The 20804-nt window shown below is 56.3% G+C and carries 15 protein-coding genes; 10 read left to right on the top strand and 5 right to left on the bottom strand.

All coding sequences use genetic code 11. The features are described from left to right. Nucleotides 1–10: 10 nt before the first annotated feature. From Q5705_01950 to Q5705_01905, 10 genes are all read left to right on the top strand, one after another. Entirely contained in the window at nt 11–1333 is a 1323-nt protein-coding gene (locus Q5705_01950) for an MmgE/PrpD family protein (GenBank protein ID WLI77350.1), read from the top strand. A 6-nt stretch (nt 1334–1339) separates the two neighbouring features. Then, the gene (locus Q5705_01945; protein WLI77349.1) at nt 1340–2101 is read left to right on the top strand and encodes a sulfite exporter TauE/SafE family protein; all 762 of its coding nucleotides are present in this window, start codon (nt 1340–1342) and stop codon (nt 2099–2101) included. A gap of 140 nt (nt 2102–2241) precedes the next feature. After that, nucleotides 2242–3291 (top strand): amino acid ABC transporter substrate-binding protein, encoded by a 1050-nt coding sequence (locus Q5705_01940; protein WLI77348.1) that lies wholly within the window; start codon nt 2242–2244, stop codon nt 3289–3291. Between the two features lie 73 nt (nt 3292–3364). After that, nucleotides 3365–4546 carry an ABC transporter permease subunit gene (locus tag Q5705_01935; protein WLI77347.1) on the top strand — a complete coding sequence of 394 codons (1182 nt, stop codon included), beginning with the start codon at nt 3365–3367 and terminating at the stop codon, nt 4544–4546. Nucleotides 4547–4555: 9 nt separating this feature from the next. Then, the gene (locus Q5705_01930; GenBank protein ID WLI77346.1) at nt 4556–5623 is read left to right on the top strand and encodes an amino acid ABC transporter permease; all 1068 of its coding nucleotides are present in this window, start codon (nt 4556–4558) and stop codon (nt 5621–5623) included. After that, nucleotides 5623–6381 (top strand): amino acid ABC transporter ATP-binding protein, encoded by a 759-nt coding sequence (locus Q5705_01925; protein WLI77345.1) that lies wholly within the window; start codon nt 5623–5625, stop codon nt 6379–6381. Before Q5705_01930 ends, Q5705_01925 begins: the two co-directional genes overlap by 1 nt. A 354-nt stretch (nt 6382–6735) precedes the next feature. Beyond that, complete coding sequence (locus Q5705_01920; protein WLI77344.1) at nt 6736–8274, top strand: methyl-accepting chemotaxis protein; 1539 nt, start codon at nt 6736–6738, stop codon at nt 8272–8274. Between the two features lie 194 nt (nt 8275–8468). Further along, on the top strand, nt 8469–8606 hold the full coding sequence (gene sra, locus Q5705_01915) for a stationary-phase-induced ribosome-associated protein (GenBank protein WLI77343.1): 138 nt from the start codon (nt 8469–8471) through the stop codon (nt 8604–8606). A 322-nt stretch (nt 8607–8928) separates the two neighbouring features. Continuing rightward, nucleotides 8929–10632, top strand: a complete 1704-nt coding sequence (locus Q5705_01910) for an NAD-dependent malic enzyme (protein WLI77342.1) — start codon at nt 8929–8931, stop codon at nt 10630–10632. Nucleotides 10633–10934: 302 nt separating this feature from the next. After that, nucleotides 10935–12644 carry an ABC-F family ATP-binding cassette domain-containing protein gene (locus Q5705_01905; GenBank protein ID WLI77341.1) on the top strand — a complete coding sequence of 570 codons (1710 nt, stop codon included), beginning with the start codon at nt 10935–10937 and terminating at the stop codon, nt 12642–12644. Nucleotides 12645–13017: 373 nt separating this feature from the next. Here the strand turns inward: Q5705_01905 and araJ are convergent, their stop codons facing one another. From araJ to Q5705_01880, 5 genes are all read right to left on the bottom strand, one after another. Next, nucleotides 13018–14190, bottom strand: a complete 1173-nt coding sequence (gene araJ, locus Q5705_01900; GenBank protein WLI77340.1) for an MFS transporter AraJ — start codon at nt 14188–14190, stop codon at nt 13018–13020. A 212-nt stretch (nt 14191–14402) separates the two neighbouring features. After that, nucleotides 14403–15059 (bottom strand): formate dehydrogenase-N subunit gamma, encoded by a 657-nt coding sequence (gene fdnI / locus Q5705_01895; GenBank protein WLI77339.1) that lies wholly within the window; start codon nt 15057–15059, stop codon nt 14403–14405. Then, nucleotides 15052–15936 carry a formate dehydrogenase subunit beta gene (gene fdxH / locus Q5705_01890; GenBank protein ID WLI77338.1) on the bottom strand — a complete coding sequence of 295 codons (885 nt, stop codon included), beginning with the start codon at nt 15934–15936 and terminating at the stop codon, nt 15052–15054. Before fdxH ends, fdnI begins: the two co-directional genes overlap by 8 nt. A 12-nt stretch (nt 15937–15948) precedes the next feature. Then, nucleotides 15949–18996, bottom strand: coding sequence for a formate dehydrogenase-N subunit alpha (gene fdnG / locus Q5705_01885; GenBank protein ID WLI77337.1), 3048 nt, complete (start codon nt 18994–18996; stop codon nt 15949–15951). A 148-nt stretch (nt 18997–19144) separates the two neighbouring features. After that, complete coding sequence (locus tag Q5705_01880; protein ID WLI77336.1) at nt 19145–20800, bottom strand: iron ABC transporter permease; 1656 nt, start codon at nt 20798–20800, stop codon at nt 19145–19147. Nucleotides 20801–20804: the final 4 nt, after the last annotated feature.

Raw genomic sequence — 20804 nt, 5'->3', positions numbered from 1 at the left:
AAATCTGTTCATGACCATTGCCCGACAACTGGCCGGTAATCTGCTGGCGTTTTCCCGGCAGGATTTTCCCGAGGCGGCTTACGCCCAGGCGCGCACCGCGATTATTGATACGTTAGGCGTGACCCTTGCAGGCGGCGCGCAATCCGGCGCGGAAAAACTGCGTGCGGTTATTGTCCCCACCGCGGCCAGCGGCTACAGCCGCGTTTTCGGCACCGATCTGCGGCTTAACGCGTTAGATGCCGCGCTGTTAAACGGTGTCGCTGCTCATCTGCTCGATTTCGATGATTCCAACTCCTGGCTGCACGGCCATATCTCCGTGGCGGTATTGCCTGCGCTGCTGGCACTGGCGGATGAGCGGGAAATAAATGGCGAGGCGCTGCTGCGAGCTTATATCACCGGGTATGAAACCGCCGTGCGCATGGGCAAAGCAGTCAGCCCGTTCCAGTATCGCCACGGCTGGCACCCGACCACCACCGTCGGCGTTTTTGCCGGTGTGGCGGCCTGCGCAGTGGTGCTGGATCTTAATGAAGAACAAACCGCCACGGCGCTGGCGATGACCGCCTCGCTGGCGTCGGGCATTAAATCGAATTTCGGCAGTGAAACCAAAGCGCTGGTAGTCGGCCAGGCGGCACGCAGCGCGGTAATGGCCTGCAAACTGGCGAAAGAGGGTTTCAGCGCCGGGGCGACCGCTTTTGAACATCAGCAGGGCTATTTCCATGTCTTTAACGGTAAAGAAAATGTCGATCCGCAGCCGTTGACGGAACGCTGGGCGGTAACGCCGTTTATTCTCGATACCGTGAAGAGTAACAACTACAAATACTTCCCCTGCTGCTACGCTATTTTGTCGCCACTCGACGGCGTGCTGGCGCTGCGGGAGGAAACCGGACTGCAACCGGAAACCATCGCCAGTATTGCGGTGAAGGTGCACCCGATTCGCTTCCCGCATATCAATATCCCTAAGCCAGCCAACCCGCTGGCCGGCAAGTTCAGCCTGCATTACTGCGTGGCGCGCGCCTTCGTTACCGGCACGCTGACGCTGGATGATTTTATCGACGAGACGCGTTTTAACGACCCTGTGACGCAGACACTTATGCATAAGGTGACACTCGATAAACATGATGAAGAAATTACGCACAGCGCCTTTGTCACGATGACCACTACCGATGGGCGGCTGTTCAGCCAGCGCGTGGCCGGTGCGCGCGGCTCCAGCCCGGCTCTCCCGTTGCCGGATAATTTGATTGAACAGAAGTTTCTCGATTGCGCCAGCCGCGTACTGTCAAAGGACGCCGCGCAGGCGCTGTATCAACGTTTGCTGCGCGATGATTATCAATAAACGGAAATGAACATGAGCTGGATCCCTCCAGAGATTTCCCCGTTGTTTGCCGGGGTGATGGTGTTTTGCAGTTTTTTGACCTCCGCGCTGACGGCGGCAATGGGGCTGGGCGGCGGCACAGCGCTGCTGGCAATTATGGGGCTAGGCATGCCGGTCAGCAGCCTGATGCCGGTTCACGGCATGGTGCAACTGGGGTCGAATCTGAGCCGCACGCTCATTCAGCGTATGTATGTAGTGTGGCCGCTGGTGCTGTGGTTTTTGCTCGGCAGCGCCGTGGGCATTGCTCTCGGCGCACCGGTTGCCGCTCTCATCCCGGACAGCATTGCGCGTATCGCGCTGGGGCTGTTTATTCTCTGGTCGGTACTGCGTAAACGCGGTGAGCAAAAACCCATGAGCCGCCCGATTTTTATTATCGGCGGCGGTCTTAGCAGTATCGGCACGATGATTGTTGGCGCGACCGGGCCAATGGTCGCCGGGCTTATCAGCTCGCAGGGGTTAAAACGCCAGCCGCTGATTGCGACACACGCTACCTGCATGGTGTTACAGCACGGATTGAAGATCCTCGCCTTCGGACTGATGGGTTTTGCCTGGGCGAACTGGTTACCGGTGCTGGCGGCGATGATTATCAGCGGTGCGCTCGGCACCTGGCTCGGTACGCGCGTGCTGGACAATGTGCCGGAGCGGCTGTTTCGCGTGCTGTTTCGCCTCACCATGATCCTGCTCAGCGCGCAACTGCTGTGGCAAGGCGTGCGCGGCTGGCTGCACTAACTTTTGCATATGCTTAATTAAATTCGTTCTTTGCCAAAACCGCTATGGATAGCGAACATAGGTATACAAACGAACTCAGTCGTAAAACCGTAATAAATACAGTGAATTAATCTGATAGCAACTTATAAAAAGGATCGGCCATGCTGAAAAAAACTCACCTTGCCGCGTCAGTGTTGCTGCTGGCGCTGGGCAGCCTGATGATGTCCGCCCAGGCGGAAAATGCCCCGACCACCAGCGGCGACACGCTGAAGAAAATAAAAGCCCGCGGTGAGCTGGTGTGCGGTGTTCACCCTGCCCGTCACGGCTTTGCCGCCATTAACAGCAAAGGTCAGTGGGAAGGTCTGGATGTCGATTTTTGTCGCGCGCTGGCCGCTGCGGTATTTGGTGATGCGTCCAAAGTGCGCTTTACCCCGCTCTCCACCGCTCAGCGCTTCCCGGCTATTCAGTCCGGCGAAGTCGATGTGCTGTCGCGCAATATTACCGCTTCGTTAACCCGCGATGTGTCGCTGGGGCTGAACTTCGCGCCGCCAAATTTTTACACCGGTACCGGCTTTATGGTGCGCGCCAATAGCGGCGTGAAAAAGGTCGAGGATCTTGACGGCGCAACGGTCTGCATCACGCCGGGCAGCAGCACCGAGCAGAACGTGGCGCAGATCTTCGCGTCGCGCAATATGCACTACACCCCGGTGGTGATTGAGAACAATAAAGAGTATGTCGCGGCCTATCTGGCCGGGCGTTGCGATGTTATCGCCCGCGATAAAGTGGCGCTGCCGGGCATCAAGACCTTTGATGCAGAAAAACCGGAAGACCATATCATTCTGCCCGGTATCTATTCCAAAGAGCCGCTGGCGATGGCGGTGCGTAAAGGCGATGACCAGTGGTATGACATTGTGAAATGGGTGGTTTACGCCACCTTCAACGCCGAAGAGATGAACGTCAACCAGAGCAATGTTGACCAGCAAGTGAAATCCGCCGACCCGGATGTGCAGGGTCTGCTCGGAGTGACGGGCGGTTTCGGGCAGAAGCTCGGGCTGGATGACAAATGGGTGTACAACATTGTCAAACAGGTGGGTAACTATGGCGATATCTATAACCGCCACTTTGGCCCGCAAAGCGCTGAACCGCTGGATCGTGACCTGAATAATCAATGGAACAAAGGTGGCTTGCTGTACGGTCTGCCGATCCGTTGATCATTGAGTCTTCCTGATTCGCCCGGTGGCGCTTCGCTTACCGGGCCTACACACCTGCAAGATCGTAATAATAATGATGAAACAGACTGACAACGCCGGGGCCAGCGCCGTGTTCCGTTTCTTCGGCAGCAAAACCGTACGCGGCTGGAGCTACCAGCTTCTGCTGGCGCTCCTGCTGATTGGCTTTAGTTACTGGCTCTACAGCAATGTGGTGGACAACCTGCGCGCGCAGCGTATTGCCACCGGATTCGGCTTTTTACAGCAAAGCGCCCAGTTCGCCATTGGCGAAACGCTGATTGAGTACACCCCACGCGACACATACGCCCGCGCGGTGTTGGTCGGGCTGCTCAACACGCTGTATGTCACGCTGTGCGGCATTGTGCTGGCGACGGTGCTCGGTTTTATGGTCGGCATTGGCCGGGTGTCCAAAAACTGGCTGCTGGCAAAAGTATGCGTCACCTACGTCGAACTTCTGCGTAACGTACCGGTGATTTTGCAGGTGATTTTCTGGTCGGTCGTGATCCGTAACCTGCCCTCACCGCGCGGCGCGATTGAACTGCCGGGCGGCTTCTTAACCAACCGCGGGCTGACCTTTACCGTTCCGGCGGCCGACAGCGGCTGGCTGTGGACGCTGGTCGCCCTGCTCGTTGCTTTCGTGTTGAGCGCGCTGCTCTCCCGGCTGGCGCGTCGTTTACGCGAGCTGCACGGGAAACTGCTGCCGGTCGGTCGCCTTCGTCTGGCGTTGATCATCGCCCTGCCGTTGCTGGTATGGCTGGTTTGCGGTGCGCCTCATGCCCTCAATCACCCGGAACTGCGCGGGTTTAACTTCAAAGGCGGCTTTACCATCAGCCCTGAATTCACCGCGCTGTTGCTGGGCATTGCGCTCTACTCGTCGTCGTTTATTGCCGAGATCGTCCGCGCGGGCATTCAGTCGGTGCCGAAAGGTCAACTGGAAGCGGCGCGCGCCCTGTCATTCTCGCCATGGCATGTGATGCGCCATGTGATTATTCCGCAGGCGATGCGCGTCATGGTGCCGCCGCTGGCGAGCCAGTATGTCAGCCTGGCGAAGAACAGCTCGATAGCCGTGGTCGTGGGTTACCCGGAACTGGCGAATATCAGTAATACCCTGATGAACCAGACCGGCCAGGCGCTCGAAGCCATCGCCATTATGATGGTGGTGTACCTGATTATCAGCGGCACCACGTCGCTGCTGATGAACCTGTTTAACCGCTACGTCGCCATTAAAGAGCGCTAAGGATCTGTGATGCAAAACGCCGTGCTTTTCTGGCTGCGACGCCATTTATTCAGTAGCCCCGCCCAGACGGTGCTGACGCTGGTGCTGTTAACGCTGCTGGTGTGGGTGGGTTCATCGCTGCTGCGCTGGGGCGTTATCAATGCCGTGGGGTTTAGCGGCAGCGCCGAACAGTGCCGCGCCGCAGCGGGTGCGTGCTGGGCGGTGATTAGTGAAAAATATCGCCCGATCCTGTTTGGCCTTTACCCCTACGACGAGCAGTGGCGACCGGCGCTGGCGATGCTGGTGTGGTTTGTCACCATTGGCTTAACGCTGTCGCCCATCTGCTGGCATTCGCGCGTGCTCTGGCCGCTGTGGATTGTGTCGCTGGCGGCGATGTCGCTGCTGATGAGCGGCGGGCTGTTTGGGCTGAAATCCGTTCCCTCGTCGGACTGGGGCGGCCTGCCGCTGACGCTGCTGCTCTTTTCCGGCACGGTTATTATCGGTATGCCGGTGTCGGTCATTCTGGCGCTGGGTCGCCGTTCGCCGCTCTCTTTCTTACGCGGCCTTTCCGTGACGTTTATTGAAGGGCTGCGCGGCGTGCCGCTGATTACGATTTTGTTTGTGGCGGTGAATGTCTTTCCGCTGTTTTTGCCACCGGATATGGAAGTCAACAAACTGCTGCGCATTATCGTCGGCATTGCGCTGTTTTTCGCCTGTTACCAGGCGGAGGTGATTCGCGGCGGCTTGCAGTCCGTGCCGCGCGGGCAGTATGAAGCGGCGGCGGTGCTTAATCTTGGCTACTGGCACACCACCACCAAAATTATTCTGCCGCAGGCGCTGCGCATCTGCCTGCCTGCGGTGACCAACCATATTATTGCGGCCATGAAAAACACCTCGTTTGTGATAATCATCGGCCTGTTTGATGTGCTGACGGCAACCACGGCAGTAATGCAGGATCCGCAGTGGCGGCGCTACTACATTGAAACCTATGTGTTTATTGCCGGTTTGTACTTATTGTTTGGCTTTTTGCTTTCCCGCTATGCGGTGTGGGTAGAAGGACGCATTGACGCCAGCCGCAACCCTGAAGGAGTTTCCTGATGCAAACAACAACCGCCCCGGATGATGCTGTCATTCAACTCTCTCACGTCAGCAAATGGTACGGGAAATTCCAGGTGCTGGACGATGTCTCACTCAGCGTGAATAAAGGCGAGCGCGTAGTGATTTGCGGCCCTTCTGGTTCCGGGAAATCGACGCTGATCCGCTGCATCAACCGGCTGGAGGAGCATCAAAAAGGCCAGATTGTGGTGAACGGCATCGAAATGAACGACAACGTGCGCAATATCAGCCGGATCCGTCTGAGCATCGGCATGCTGTTTCAGCAGTTTAATCTCTTCCCGCATCTCAGCGTGCTGGATAACCTGATTATCGGCCCGACACTGGTGCGCAAGATGAGCCGCCCACAGGCAACCGAGCTGGCGATGCATTATCTGGAGAAAGTGCATATCGCCAACCAGGCGCATAAATTCCCGTTGCAGCTTTCCGGCGGTCAGCAGCAGCGCGTGGCGATTGCCCGCGCCCTGTGTATGCAGCCGGAAATCATGCTGTTCGATGAGCCAACCTCGGCGCTGGATCCCGAAATGATCAAAGAAGTGCTGGATGTGATGCTCGATCTCGCTGACAGCGGCATGACGATGATTGTGGTGACCCATGAAATGGGTTTTGCCCGCACGGTGGCAGACAAGGTGATTTTGATGGCCGATGGCCGGATTGTTGAATCCGCCGCGCCGGAAACCTTCTTCACGCAACCGGCGCACCCGCGTACCCGCCAGTTCCTCGATCAAATTCTCAGCCATTAATCACGCGGCGGCGGGTTTCCCTGCCGCCTGTTCGTTAGCCTGCAATGTTAATGTTTCTATTTTCGATGGCGTATTTTTTGCCCTTTCCCGCATCGCCCGCCACTAATTTAGCTTAAGAATGTACTTAACGCTGGTTTGCGTTTAGGTAATCCTTTTTCTTTCGCAAAATCATAACAATATTTATCCCCTGCGTTATTAGCATGACTAAAAAAATAGTTAATGCAGCTACTTTCCGTTTTCGATAAGTTTATGGACAATGCACAAGTAATAACAACAACAGCAACTGGCCGATAAATAAAAAAGGTCATTATTGCGTCAGCCACATTTATTGATGCGATCCATCGTGGGGTTTTTATGAAGCTTAACACGCCCGTTACACAAAAAGAGCATTTACTTAACGAAGGCTCGACATTATTGTCGACGACAAATACCGAAAGCCATATTACTTATGCCAATTCGGCATTTATTGACGCCAGCGGATTTACGGAAGCGCAGCTTGCCGGGCAAGCGCATAATATTATTCGCCACCCGGATATGCCACCTGCCGCCTTCGGTGATATGTGGTTCACCATTCAGCAGGGCGACAGCTGGACGGGCATTGTTAAAAACCGCCGCTTAAACGGCGATCACTACTGGGTTCGCGCTAACGTAACGCCGGTGTATCAACAAGGACAGCTCACCGGTTATATCTCGGTGCGTAATATTCCCTCGCGCGAAGAAGTCGCGGCCAGTGCCGAACTTTATCAACGTGTGAATGAAAATAAAGTGCGGGGCCACCGTTTTTATAAAGGGCTGGTGATCCGCCGGGGATTATTTTCATTTTTATCGTTATTTCAACGCATCAATGTTTCAAAGCGCATCAATTTCGGCACTATTATTACCGCTGCACTGTTAGTGGCATTACAGTTTTCGCCATTAAATGCCGCAGAAAAATCTGCTATCTCAATTATTATTTTAGGCCTGCTCTCTGTTTTTTTGCAGCGCCAGATTTCTCAGCCACTGAAAATTGTTTTGTCGCAAATGCAGAAAGTTGTCTCCGGGCGGAAAGCGGAATTTATCCACTTTAACCGCGTCGATGAAATTGGCTTGTTAATGCGGCTGGTTAATCAGTCCGGGCTGAATCTTAATTCGCTGGTCGGCGATGTTTCTGCGCAAATCAACGGCATTCATACCATCAGCGGGCAGATTTCCCGCGAGGGCGAATCCCTGCAAAAACGCACCGAGGAGACCGCAGCCGATCTGCATGAAACCGCAGCCGCAGTGGAAGAAATTGCCAGTGCGGTGAAGCAGACGGCGGAAACCGCAGCAGAAGCGATGAGCCGCGCGGATGAAACCAGTGCCGCTGCCCGGGAGAGCGGCAATGTCATGAAAGAGACCATCGCCATGATGCAGGCCGTTTCTGACGATAACAGCAAGATTGTCGATATTATTGGCGTCATTGACAGCATCGCTTTCCAGACCAATATCCTGGCGCTGAACGCGGCGGTGGAAGCGGCACGCGCGGGCGAATCGGGTCGCGGTTTTGCCGTCGTCGCCACCGAAGTGCGCAATCTTGCACAGCACTCCGCCTCGGCGGCACGTGAGATCCAGAAGCTTATCGAACACAACGTGGCAAACGTGAAAAGCGGTGTCGGAATGGTTGCCAGCACGGAAACGCACCTGACGTCGATGATCGACAGCGTGATCACGATGTCCGCGATGATAAAAGAGATTGGCATTGCGACCCATGAACAGACCCAGGCGCTGGAACTGATTAATCAGTCGGTGTCGCGTATTGGCACCATGACGCACAATAATACCGGCATGGTGGAACAGGTCACCGATGCAGCAGAAGATCTCTCGGCACGCGCCGCCCGTCTGCACCGCGCCGTGCATGTGTTTGGCGGTAGCTGATACGGCAAAGCGTGATGCACCGCACAGGGATCAGAGAGAGTTCTTAAAAGTGCCGTTGGGGATTGCGCTTTGCGCCATGATAACCGAGGATTATCGTTCGGTATGCAAACATACCGCGCAATGATGAGATTGTATTTCGCCCGGCACTTTACCGGGCTTGTCCTTGAAACACGAAACTGGATTAAGGAGTAAGCATGAAATCGAACCGTCAGGCACGTCATATCATGGGACTGGATTACAAAGTGTCTAACACCCGTAAAGTGGTTACCAAAGACAACCAGGAAGAGACGGTGGTCGCTCACCGTTCCGGACGTCACCGCCGCGCAGGCTAATGTTCCTTTCCCGCACCACCCTCAGGGGTGGTGTTTTGTTTTTCCTCGTCCACTCAGTGGCGTTTTGTAGGCCGGGTAAGCGTTAGCACCACCCAACAGAATGCCTGAGGGCGGCAGCGCCTTATCAGGCCTATCACGTTTCCCGGTTCCGGTGAGACTCCGTCGTTAATCCACCAACTCCACCTCTCCTTGATAAAAATTCAACAACCGAATACCGCGAATGGGAAGTATTTGCCGTTTCAATGCTTTATAATTGCGCCCGCCGTTGTAGCCGCGTGCGACCTCACCCCCCGCGCGTGTTCGTTTCTCAAGGAGCCGTAAGATGAATGCCAGGCATAATAAAAACCGATCGTTATATATTCCTTACGCCGGCCCGGTGTTGCTGGAGTTTCCCCTGCTGAACAAAGGCAGCGCCTTTAGCATTGAAGAGCGCAGCAGTTTCAACCTGCTGGGTCTGTTGCCGGAAGTGGTTGAAACCATTGAAGAACAAGCCGAACGCGCCTGGTTACAGTATCAGGGCTTCAAAACCGATATTGATAAACACATCTATCTGCGCAATATCCAGGACACCAACGAAACCCTCTTCTACCGCCTGGTGGAAAACCATCTCGAAGAGATGATGCCGGTTATCTACACCCCTACCGTCGGCTGGGCGTGCGAGCGCTTCTCAGACATCTATCGCCGCGCCCGTGGGGTGTTTATCTCCTGGCAGAACCGCGGCAACATGGATGACATCCTGCAAAACGTCTCCAATCACAACATCAAAGTGATTGTCGTTACCGACGGTGAACGCATTCTTGGCCTCGGCGACCAGGGCATCGGCGGCATGGGGATTCCAATCGGCAAGCTCTCGCTTTACACCTCCTGCGGCGGTATCAGCCCGGCTTACACCCTGCCCGTGGTGCTGGACGTCGGCACCAATAATCAGCAGTTACTCAACGATCCGCTCTATATGGGCTCGCGCCATCCGCGCATTACCGGCGAAGAGTACTACGCCTTTGTTGATGAATTTATCCAGGCCGTGAAACATCGCTGGCCGGATGTGCTGTTGCAGTTTGAAGATTTCGCGCAGAAAAACGCCATGCCGTTGCTGAACCGCTATCGCGACGAGATCTGCTCCTTCAATGATGATATTCAGGGCACTGCGGCGGTCACCGTCGGCACGCTGATCGCCGCCAGCCGCGCGGCGGGTAGCCAGCTCAGCAACCAGAAAATTGTCTTCCTCGGCGCCGGTTCCGCCGGGTGCGGGATTGCCGAGCAGATTATCGCCCAGACCCAGCGCGAAGGGCTGACTGAAGCAGCGGCGCGCCAGAAAGTCTATATGGTGGATCGTTTCGGTCTGCTGACCGATGAAATGCCAAACCTGCTGTCGTTCCAGACGCCGCTGGTGCAAAAACGCGAAAACCTGCAAGGCTGGGATATCGGCACGCAAAACGAAGCCATCTCCCTGCTCGACGTGGTGCGTAACGTAAAACCGGACATTCTGATTGGCGTTTCCGGCCAGGCGGGTCTGTTTACGGAAGAGATCATCCGTGAAATGCACAAACACTGCCCACGCCCAATCGTGATGCCGCTGTCGAACCCGACCTCCCGCGTCGAAGCCACACCGCAGGACATCATTAGCTGGACCAATGGCATGGCGCTGGTCGCTACCGGCAGCCCGTTTGCGCCGGTGCAGTGGCAGGATAAAACCTTCCCGATTGCCCAGTGCAACAACGCTTACATCTTCCCCGGCATCGGCCTTGGGGTGATTTCGTCCGGCGCGTCACGCATTACCGATGAGATGCTGATGGCAGCAAGCGAAACGCTGGCGGAGTATTCGCCGCTGCTGCTCAATGGCGAAGGTCTGGTGTTGCCTGCGCTGAAAGATATTCAGCCCGTCTCGCGCGCCATTGCATTTGCGGTGGGCAAAATGGCGCAGCAGCAAGGCGTGGCGGTGAAAACCTCTGCCGAAGCGCTGAAACAGGCCATTGATGACAACTTCTGGGAGCCGAAATACCGCAGCTATCGTCGGACCTCGATTTAACGCTCACTCGCCCGGAGCCGCGTGCTCCGGGTTTTTCCCTGCTGGTAAAATATTCACTCCTTCGCTAAACTCCTTCTCACCCATCAACTTACTGAATATAAAAGGAGGCTTCTTATGCTGTATTGTGAACTGTTTAACTTTTCACATGCATTTGGCGATCGCGCCAGCTCAAGCGTTATCGGTATCGTGCTGCGATAACTTCGGCTTGAGCGAAGCATAACTTTCCCTTCCCTTGGGCTTACCGGGTTATCGTCAGCGATGTTTGACGAGGCGTTTTCACGCCTGTAACTCTTGAGTAAGCAATGAGCACATTACTGGCTGCACAATCAATCCGTGTTGAAACGGCCTTCGGCCCGTTATTTTCCGATCTCTCCTTCACCCTGAAAAAAGGCGATCGCCTTGGGCTTATTGGCGACAATGGCTGCGGCAAAAGTACCCTGCTAAAATTGCTGGATGGCTCGCTATCCCCGCTTTCCGGCAATGTCACGCTGGCGCACCACTGCCTGCTGGCGAGGGTGGAACAGCATTTGCCCGATGAACTTCTCGCGATGACGCTGCTTGATGCAGTGCTGGCGCAGTTGCCCATAAGCGAGCGTGAAAGCCAGCGCTGGCGCGGTGAATCGCTGCTGGCCTCGATGGGGCTGAGTGCGCAGGAAACAGAACTGACCGCCGCAACCCTGAGCGGCGGACAACATACCCGTTTGCTGCTGGCGCGGGCGCTGATCCGTGAACCCGATCTGCTGTTACTGGATGAGCCAGGTAACCACCTCGATTTGCCGACCATGCTGTGGCTGGAGCAGTTTCTGCAAAACTGGTCCGGCAGTTTTGTGATGGTCTCGCACGATGCCGCCCTGCTCGATGCCGTCACCAACGGGACCTGGATCCTGCGCGACCATACGCTGCATAGTTTTGCGCTTCCCTGCACCGCCGCACGTCAGGCGCTGGCGGAGCGGGATGAGAGCGATGCCCTGCGCCGCAAAGCGGAGCAAAAGGAGATTGACCGCGTGACTGCCAGCGCCAAACGGCTGGCGACCTGGGGGCGTGTATACGACAACGAAGATCTGGCGCGCAAGGCAAAACAGATGGAGCGCCAGGTTGAACGTCTGAAAGCAAGCCAGACCGCGCTGACCGACGGCAGCCCGTGGCAACTGGCGCTGCACGGCGAGCCGTTGCAGGCCGACCGTCTGCTGGAGATGGAACAATTGCCGGTTCCGCCTGCGCCGGGTTTGCCCGCGCTGTTTCGCGTTCCCCTTGCCCGCCTGAAAAGCGGCGATCGGGTGGCACTCCTCGGGCGCAATGGTTGTGGTAAATCATCGCTGTTGCGCCTTATCTGGCGAGCGTATCAGCACGCGGGTGAAGAAGCGTTACGTCTGCATCCACGGCTGAACGCCGGTTATTACGACCAGACGCTGCACCAACTGGCGGATGACGCGACGTTGTTCGACGCGCTGGAGCCGTTTGCTCCGGCACCGGACGTTCGCAAGATGGCGCTTATCAGTGCCGGGTTCGCCTGGGCGCGCCACGGGCAGCGCGTGGCGACCCTGAGCGGTGGCGAGCGTTCGCGCTTGTTGTTTGTCGGGCTGTCGCTGGCGCGCTTTAACCTGCTGATGCTCGATGAGCCAACCAACCATCTGGATATGGCAGGCAAAGAGGCGCTGGCGGAGACATTAACGCAGTTTTCCGGCGGCGTGCTGCTGGTAAGCCACGACAGGCAACTGATAAGCAGTAGCTGTAACCGTTTCTGGCTGGTAGAAAACGGTGAGCTAAGCGAGTGGCACGACGTCGAAGCGGTGTATCAGCGCCTGCGGGAAAGCGTTAGCGTTGCGCCGACTGCCCCCGCGCCGCAACGCACGTTGTCGGAAACACCGGACGATATTGATGCCCTTCTGGAGCGGTTAATCGAACTGGAAACGCGGCTGACGGAGGATCAGGCGCGTAAAGCGAAGCATCAAAAACCACAGCTTCAGGCACAGTGGCAACAGGAGATCGCGCGTATTCGTATGGTTTTATAGGCTGATAAGGCGCTTTCAGCTACACATAATGTTTTATTAGCTCAAATCTCACAGCGATGGGGTTGAGCCCCCGCCGAAATCGGCGAACCGAAGTGTGGATGACAAGGTCTGGACGCCAGGGATGGCGGCCAGAGGCGAACCGAGCCAGGACGGCGAGTCGAGCCGACCGCAGTCAGACACGCGGGAGGTGAGCGCAGTGCGAAGCACCGATTTCCCTGCGGGGGCGCAGGGATTGATAAGGGGGACGCGGTGTCCCCCTTATCCCGTTCACTGCATAAGTGTTTGATAAAGGCACCATTTATTAGTGAACGGAACCATTTCACCATACTATTGCCCCCACAGGATGATGAATGTTAGCCGCCATCCGGCATTTTTACTGCTCCGCCACCCTTTCCGACGGGTATTTTGCCCGACGATAGCCATAAATCAGCAGCGATGACATCGCCGCAAAGGTCAACACCGCGGCGGGTAGCGCCAGGTAGCTATAGGTAAAGCCGAAGGTAATAATCAGCCCACCAAAATAGGCGCCCACCGCATTGCCAAAGTTGAAAGCCATCTGCCCGCCAGCCGCGCCGAGCATCTCGCCGCCCTTTGCATTTTGCAGCAGCAAAATTTGTAGCGGTGCGGAAAGGGCAAACAGGCCCGCGCAGCAGAGAAAACCTAACGACAACGCGCCGGTTTTGCTCTCGCCAAAGAGAAACAGCGCCACCATCGACAACATAATCACCAGCTCGGTTGCCGCCGCAATGCGCAGCGGGCTGAACGTCACCGATAACCTGCCGCTGAACATATTCCCCAACACCATGCCCAGCCCCATCAACATCATGATCAGCGTCATTGAGGTTTCCTTGAAGCCGGAAACGCTGACCATAAAAGGCTTCACATAGCTGAACCAGGCAAACACCCCGGCGTTGCCAAACATGGTGGCGGCGAAAATCAGCCACGGCTCCGGTTTTTTCAGGAAATGAAATTGCTCGCTCAGGCGGGTTTGCGCTTTGTCATACAGACCCGGCACCCAAAAAATGACCGACACAATGACCAGCACAAAAAACACCGAAATCAGCAAAAAGGTGTAGCGCCAGCTAAAGGTGTGGCCGAGCCAGGTTCCCAACGGAATGCCGATCAGGTTAGCTACCGTCATCCCGGCAATCATTCCGGCAACTGCCATCGTCACTTTGCCCGGCGGCGCAATTTTCGACAGGATAATCGCCCCGACGCCAAAGATAGCGCCGTGAGGGAAACCCGAGATCAAACGCCCGATAATCAGCATCAAATAAGAACTGGAGAAGGTAAAAATCGCATTGCCGATAAGACAGAGCGCCACCAGAAACAGCAACACGTTTTTCAGGGAGAAACGACTGGAAAACATCGCCATGATCGGCGCGCCAATCACCACGCCCGCGGCATACGCGGAAATCATATGCCCCGCTGACGGGATAGAAATGCCGACATTGTTCGCGAGTTCGGTTAACACGCCCATGATGCCGAACTCCGCCATACCCAGACCAAAGGTCGCAAGTGCCAACGAAAAAACGGTTTTTTTCATACCACTAACCACTTGTTAAAAGATTGCGACACGCATTATTGACCAACAGTGGCGAACCGACCAGTTGAAATACCCCGGCTGGCACATTAATCCATAGATTCAGGTAAGTTGGGTGGCCCAGGCATGATAAGCGAAGCGCCATCAGGCATTTTCGCGGGGTGATGAGAAAGACGAAAAACCGCTCCGAACGGGCGCCCGGAGCGGAGAGTACGTTATTTGATGCCTTCGGTGCTCTCTTTTTTGGCTTCCATGCGTTCGACATCGCGATACCAGCGCGGGTGATGTTTTTGCGCCCAGCGGCGGCTTACCTTCCCTTCCACCATGCCTTTGATCGAGCCTTTCACCCAGAACGCCATATACATATGGATCAGGATGGCGTGGATCAAAATAATCGCCGAGGTGGCATGCAACAGCAGGCTGTAGCGAATCACCTGAATCGGGAAATAATGCGCAAAATATGGACGCCAGATGATAATGCCGGTCACCAGCAGCACGGTCATCATGCTCATGATGGTCCAGAACATCATCTTCTGCCCGGCGTTGTACTTACCAACCTTCGCCACTTTGTGTTCGTTACCCTTCAGCACCTCAACGATATTTTTCACCCACGGCCAGTCTTTCTTGTCCGGGATGTTGTGATGCACGAAACGCACGAACATAAACATCAATGCGACGAAGATAACCACGCCAAAAAACGGGTGCAGGATGCGCCCCATCTGCGGCGTGCCGAAGGTTTCCGTCAGCCATTGCAGCGTCGGGAAGAAAAACGAAATACCGGAGAGGGCGACCAGGAAGAAGCAGATAACCACCGTCCAGTGACAGGCGCGGTCAACAAACCTGGTACGCACAATCATTTTCGACTTACTCATGATGGTCCTCCTCCTCGTCATCCACTTCTTTATTCGGCCCGATGCCAATGTAGTGGTAAATCAGACCGGCAAAGGTAGCGAGGAAGCCCGCCGCCGACAGCGGTTTCAGCACGCCCTTCCACAGCCCGACTGCCGTATCGATATGCGGATCTTTTGGCAGTTCGTGGTAAAGCTGCGGCTGATCGGCATGGTGCAGCACGTACATCACATGTGTGCCGCCAACGCCCTGCGGGTTATAAAGACCCGCATTGCGGTAGCCGCGTGCTTTCAGCTTTTCGACGCGCTGCTCGCCCAGCTCCAGCATCTCCTTTTTGGTGCCGAAATGAATCGCACCCGTCGGGCAGGTTTTGACACACGCCGGTTCCTGGCCGACGCTGACGCGATCCACGCACAGCGTACATTTATAGACCCGGTTATCCTCTTTATTGAGGCGCGGGACGTTAAACGGACACCCGGCGATGCAGTAGCCGCAGCCGATGCAGTTCTCCTGCTGGAAATCGACGATGCCGTTCGCGTACTGGATGATGGCCCCGGCAGACGGGCAGGCCTTCAGGCAGCCCGGCTCTGCGCAGTGCATGCAGCCATCTTTACGGATCAGCCACTCCAGCTTGCCGTTTTGCCCGGTTTCGCTAAAACGCATCACCGTCCAGGATTTGGCGCTGAGATCGGCGGGGTTATCGTAAACCCCGACGCAGTGCCCCACCTCATCGCGGATGTCGTTCCACTCCGAGCAAGCCACCTGGCAGGCTTTGCAGCCCACGCAGGTGGAAACATCGATAAGCTTGGCGACTTCCGCTTTGTAGTCACGCGCATGCGGCGGCGGCGTAACGGGGTTGGTCGCAGAGCGTTTAATAATGTCCTGAGTTTCCATAGCCATGATTTCGCGCCCTTACGCCTTCTCGATATTGACCAAAAACGCTTTATATTCCGGCGTTTGTGAGTTCGCATCCCCGACATTCGGCGTCAGGGTATTGGCGATATAGCCTTTTTGCGCCACGCCCTCAAAGCCCCAGTGAAGCGGGATACCCACGGTTTCCACCTGCTGGCCGTGCACCTGCAAGGTACGCAGACGACGCGTCACTACCGCCACCGCGCGAATAAAGCCGCGTTTGCTGCTGACCCGCACGCGATCGCCATTGCTGATGCCTTTTGCCGCCGCCAGCGTTTCGCTGATTTCGACAAACTGCTCCGGCTGGGCAATGGCGTTCAGCCGCGCGTGTTTGGTCCAGGTGTGGAAATGCTCCGTCAGACGATAAGTCGTGCCAACGTACGGGAACTGATCTTTTTTCCCCATCCGTTTCACATCGTCTTCGTAGATACGCACAACCGGGCTGGAAACCACATTCGGGTGCAGCGGGTTGGTGCCCAGCGGCGTTTCCATCGGTTCGTAGTGCTCCGGGAATGGCCCTTCCGCCAGTTTGTCGAGGGCAAACAGACGACCCAGACCTTCCTGCTGCATGATAAACGGCCCGGTATTGCTGCCCGGCGGCGCGGTGTTGAAGTCCGGGATATCGTTGCCGACCCACTTCGCGCCGTTCCACTTGATAAGCATCCGTTTCGCATCCCAGGGTTTACCCTGGAAATCCGCCGAGGCGCGGTTATAAAGCACGCGGCGGTTCATCGGCCATGCCCAGGCCCAGCCCAGCGTATTGCCAAGCCCGGACGGGTCAGCATTATCGCGGTTGGCCATCTGGTTACCCTGCTCTGTCCAGCTACCGCTGTAGATCCAGCACGATGACGCGGTTGAGCCATCATCACGCAGCAGCGCAAAGCTGTTCAGCAACTGGCCTTTTTTCACCAGCAGTTGCCCGTTCGCGTCATAAAGATCCGCCAGCGCGTAACCGTTGTTCTCTTTTGCCACCTCTTCCGAATGCGGGTTATGCGGCTGGCTGTAATTCCAGGACATATTCAGCAGCGGCTCTGCGCCTTTCCCGCCTTCCGTGCGATACATCTCGCGCAGACGGTGGTAAATCCCGGCGAGAATTTCGCCATCGTTGAGCGCTTCGCCCGGTGCGTCCTGGCCTTTCCAGTGCCACTGCAACCAGCGGCCGGAGTTGGCAATCGAGCCATCCTCTTCCGCAAAGCAGGTGGACGGCAGACGGAAGACCTCGGTCGCGATGGATGCCGGATCGACATCGTTCATTTCGCCGTGGTTCTGCCAGAAGGTGGAGGTTTCTGTTGTCAGCGGGTCGATAACCACCATGTATTTCAGCTTGCTCAGGGTGCTGACAACTTTGTTTTTGTCCGGGAACGAGGCCACCGGGTTAAAGCCCTGGCAGATGTAGCCGGTGACTTCGCCTTTCGACATCATGTTGAAGTATTTAATGACGTCGTAAGCCTGATCCCACTTCGGCAGCCAGTCGAAACCCCAGTTGTTCTCGCGCTGCGCCGCATCGCCATAGAAGGATTTCATCAGGCTGACAAAGAACTTCGGGTAGTTGCTCCAGTAGTTCACCTGATCCGGCAGCGTCGCGATTGGCGTGTTCGCCGCCAGGTACTGTTGCAGATCGGCCTGTTTTTCCGACGGCAGCGTCAGGTAACCCGGCAGGCTGGTCGACAGCAGCCCCAGATCCGTCAGCCCCTGAATATTGGAGTGACCGCGCAGGGCATTCACCCCGCCACCGGCCATGCCCATATTGCCGAGCAGCAACTGGATCATGGCCATGGTGCGGATGTTCTGCGCACCAACCGTGTGTTGCGTCCAGCCCAGTGCGTACAAAAACGTGGTGGTTCGGTCCACCGCGCTGGTGGAGGCCAGCACTTCGCACACTTTCAGGAAGTCTGCTTTTGGCGTACCGCAAATGTTTTCCACCGTTTCCGGCGTATAGCGGTCAACGTGCTGTTTCAGCAAGTTCCACACACAGCGTGGATGCGTCAGGCTGTCATCGCGTTTCGCATAACCGTTTTCATCAAATTGGTAGTTCCACGTCGTTTTGTCGTACTGGCGTTTTTGCTCGTCGTAGCCGCTGAATAAGCCATCTTCAAAGGCAAAATCATCCCGTACCAGCAAGCTGGCATTGGTGTAGTGTTTGACGTATTCGGCGTTGATTTTATTGTTTTCAATCAGGTAACGCAGCACGCCGGAGAGGAAAGTAATATCCGTCCCGGAACGTATTGGCGCATAGATATCCGCAACCGATGCCGTGCGCGTAAAGCGCGGATCGACCACGATAAGCGTCGCGTCATTGTTGTTTTTGGCTTCCATCGCCCAGCGGAAACCGACCGGGTGGGCTTCAGCGGCGTTGCCGCCCATCACCATCACCACGTTGGCGTTTTTGATATCAACCCAGTGGTTGGTCATCGCACCGCGACCAAATGTTGGAGCAAGACTTGCTACCGTTGGTCCGTGTCAGACGCGCGCCTGGTTATCTACCGCCAGCATGCCGAGAGAGCGCACAAATTTTTGCGTCAGCATGCCTGTTTCATTGCTTGCCGCCGAGGCGCAGAGCATCCCGGTGGAGAGCCAGCGGTTCACTTTCACACCGTCGGCGTTGTTTTCGACAAAATGCGCATCGCGGTCGTCTTTCATCAGACGGGCGATGCGGTTAAATGCCTCTTCCCAGCTAATACGCTGCCATTTGTCAGAACCCGGCGCGCGATACTCCGGGTAGCGCAGACGGTTTTCACTGTGGACATAATCGAGCAGGCCCGCCCCTTTCGGGCACAGCGCGCCACGGCTGACCGGATGATCCGGATCCCCTTCGATATGGTAAATCGCTTCTTTGGCGTTCTTCGCGCCATCGCCCAGGCTATACATTAATAACCCGCAACCCACGGAACAGTACGTACAGGAGTTTCGAACCTCTTTCGCGCGCAGTAATTTATAATTTCGCGTCTGAGCCAGCGCCATTTTGGGGGCAAATCCCAATGCGGCGACTGTCGTTCCTGCCATCCCGCCCGCGCAGATCCGGAAAAATTGTCTGCGGTTGACGTTCATTGCTTTCCTCAATAATCACTCTTCGCTTGCGCCCGGGAAACTAAACGTTTCACGAAAGTGATTAATTGCGGTAAATCAATAACGCCGGGAAGTTGATACCGAATAGTCGCTATCTTCGGATTCTATTAACTCTTAGGAAGTAGGATCCTTATCCCTTCGTGCTGCGTTGCATAATCCCCAGCGCCGTTAACATCAACACCAGGCCGGTTACCAGCGTTAACGTCGCCATTGCCATGCCCTGGCCGACAGATCCCTGTTCAAACTGCCGCCAGATAAACACCGCCACAGTTTGCGTCCCGGCGGGCGACAGCAGCAGCGAGGTCACCAGTTCGCGCGAGGCAATGGCGAACACCATTAACATCGCGGCCAGCATCGCCGGGAAAATTAGCGGCAGCACAATTAAACGCAGCGCCTGAAACGCACTGGCTCCGTGCACCCGCGCGGCAGGTTCAAGGTTGCCGCCGAGCTGGCGCATCGCGCTGCCGATATAGCGCACCGGCCACGGTAACAACAGGCAACAGTAAGAGAGCAGCAAAATCGCCCACGTGTTATAGGGCGAAACCGGCCAGAACGCGCGGTTCCACAGCAGAATAAGCCCCACGCCCACCACGACGCCGGGCAGTGCCGCAGGCATCAGCGACAGCGCATCAATCATGTTGCGCCCTTTTATCTTTTGCATCACCACCAGCCAGGCAGCGCACAAACCCAGTAAACCGGTAACCAGCGACGCCGCTAACGCCAGCGATAAACTGGTGCCGAGCGCCGGGAGCGCATCGCCCCGCGTTGCAAACAGCGCCACGAAATGTTTGACGGTGAGGTTCTCCAGCGACAGCCCGCCGGAAAGCGTTGAACTGAACCCGGTGATGACCATTGAAAACCCCGGCAACAGCACTGCCAGAAAACCGACAATCGCCATCACCAGCAGGACCGGCACGGCAAAGACACCGAGTTTCGCGCCGATGTGCTCCGTCGGTTTGCCCGTCACGCTGGTTACCTCTTTGTTGCCGGTGAGCTTACGCTGTAAGCCCCAGCCCACGAGGGCAATAGCAATCAGCACCACCGACAGCATCGAGGCGCCAGGCAGATCGATGGGCCAGTCGGCGAGTTTTTCTTCAATGCCGACGGTCAACATCACCACGCCGGATCGCGCACCGAGCGCGGCAGGTACGCCGTACTCTTCTATCGCCAGCGTAAAAGCCAGCAACATGCCTGCCGCCAGCGCCGGTGACAACAGCGGCAATGTTATGTGATAAAAGGCGCGCCACGGCGTGGCGCCGTGTACCCGCGCCACCTGCGCCAGCCGCTGCCCACTGGCAAGTAAACTGCGCGACACGGCAAAGTACACCACCGGAAAAATGTTCAGCGTCATCACCAGCACAATGCCGCTTTTGCTGAATAACAAATTGTTGAGATCCAGCCCGGTGAGTTGCATCAGGTAGCCCTGGGTTTGCAGCACCAGCATCCACGATAACGCGGCGATATAAGGCGGCGTCAGAAACGGAATAAGAAACAGCAGATCCCACAGCTTCGGGCACGGCAAATCAAATAGCCCACGCGCCACGCCCAGAGGTAAGCCAATCACCGCGCTCATCAGCGCCACGCCAAGGGCAATTTGCAGCGTGCCGCTGAACATGGCTGGTAACTGCGGATCAGAGAGCAGTTCGGGAATGGCGGAGAATGCGCCGTCAAACGCCCCGGCGCTGAAGTGCGGAAATACCGCCTGCAACAGAATAAACAGCAACGGCAGCGCCACCAGTATCACCAGCAGCCCTGTCGTTACCCGTGCAATCACATTCTGGTTCACGGGA

Source organism: Kosakonia sp. H02 (genome assembly GCA_030704225.1).
In the GTDB taxonomy this organism is placed as follows: Bacteria; Pseudomonadota; Gammaproteobacteria; order Enterobacterales; family Enterobacteriaceae; genus Kosakonia.
The sequence above is the reverse complement of the archived record's forward strand: the minus strand, read 5'-3'. Positions and strand labels throughout refer to the sequence as shown.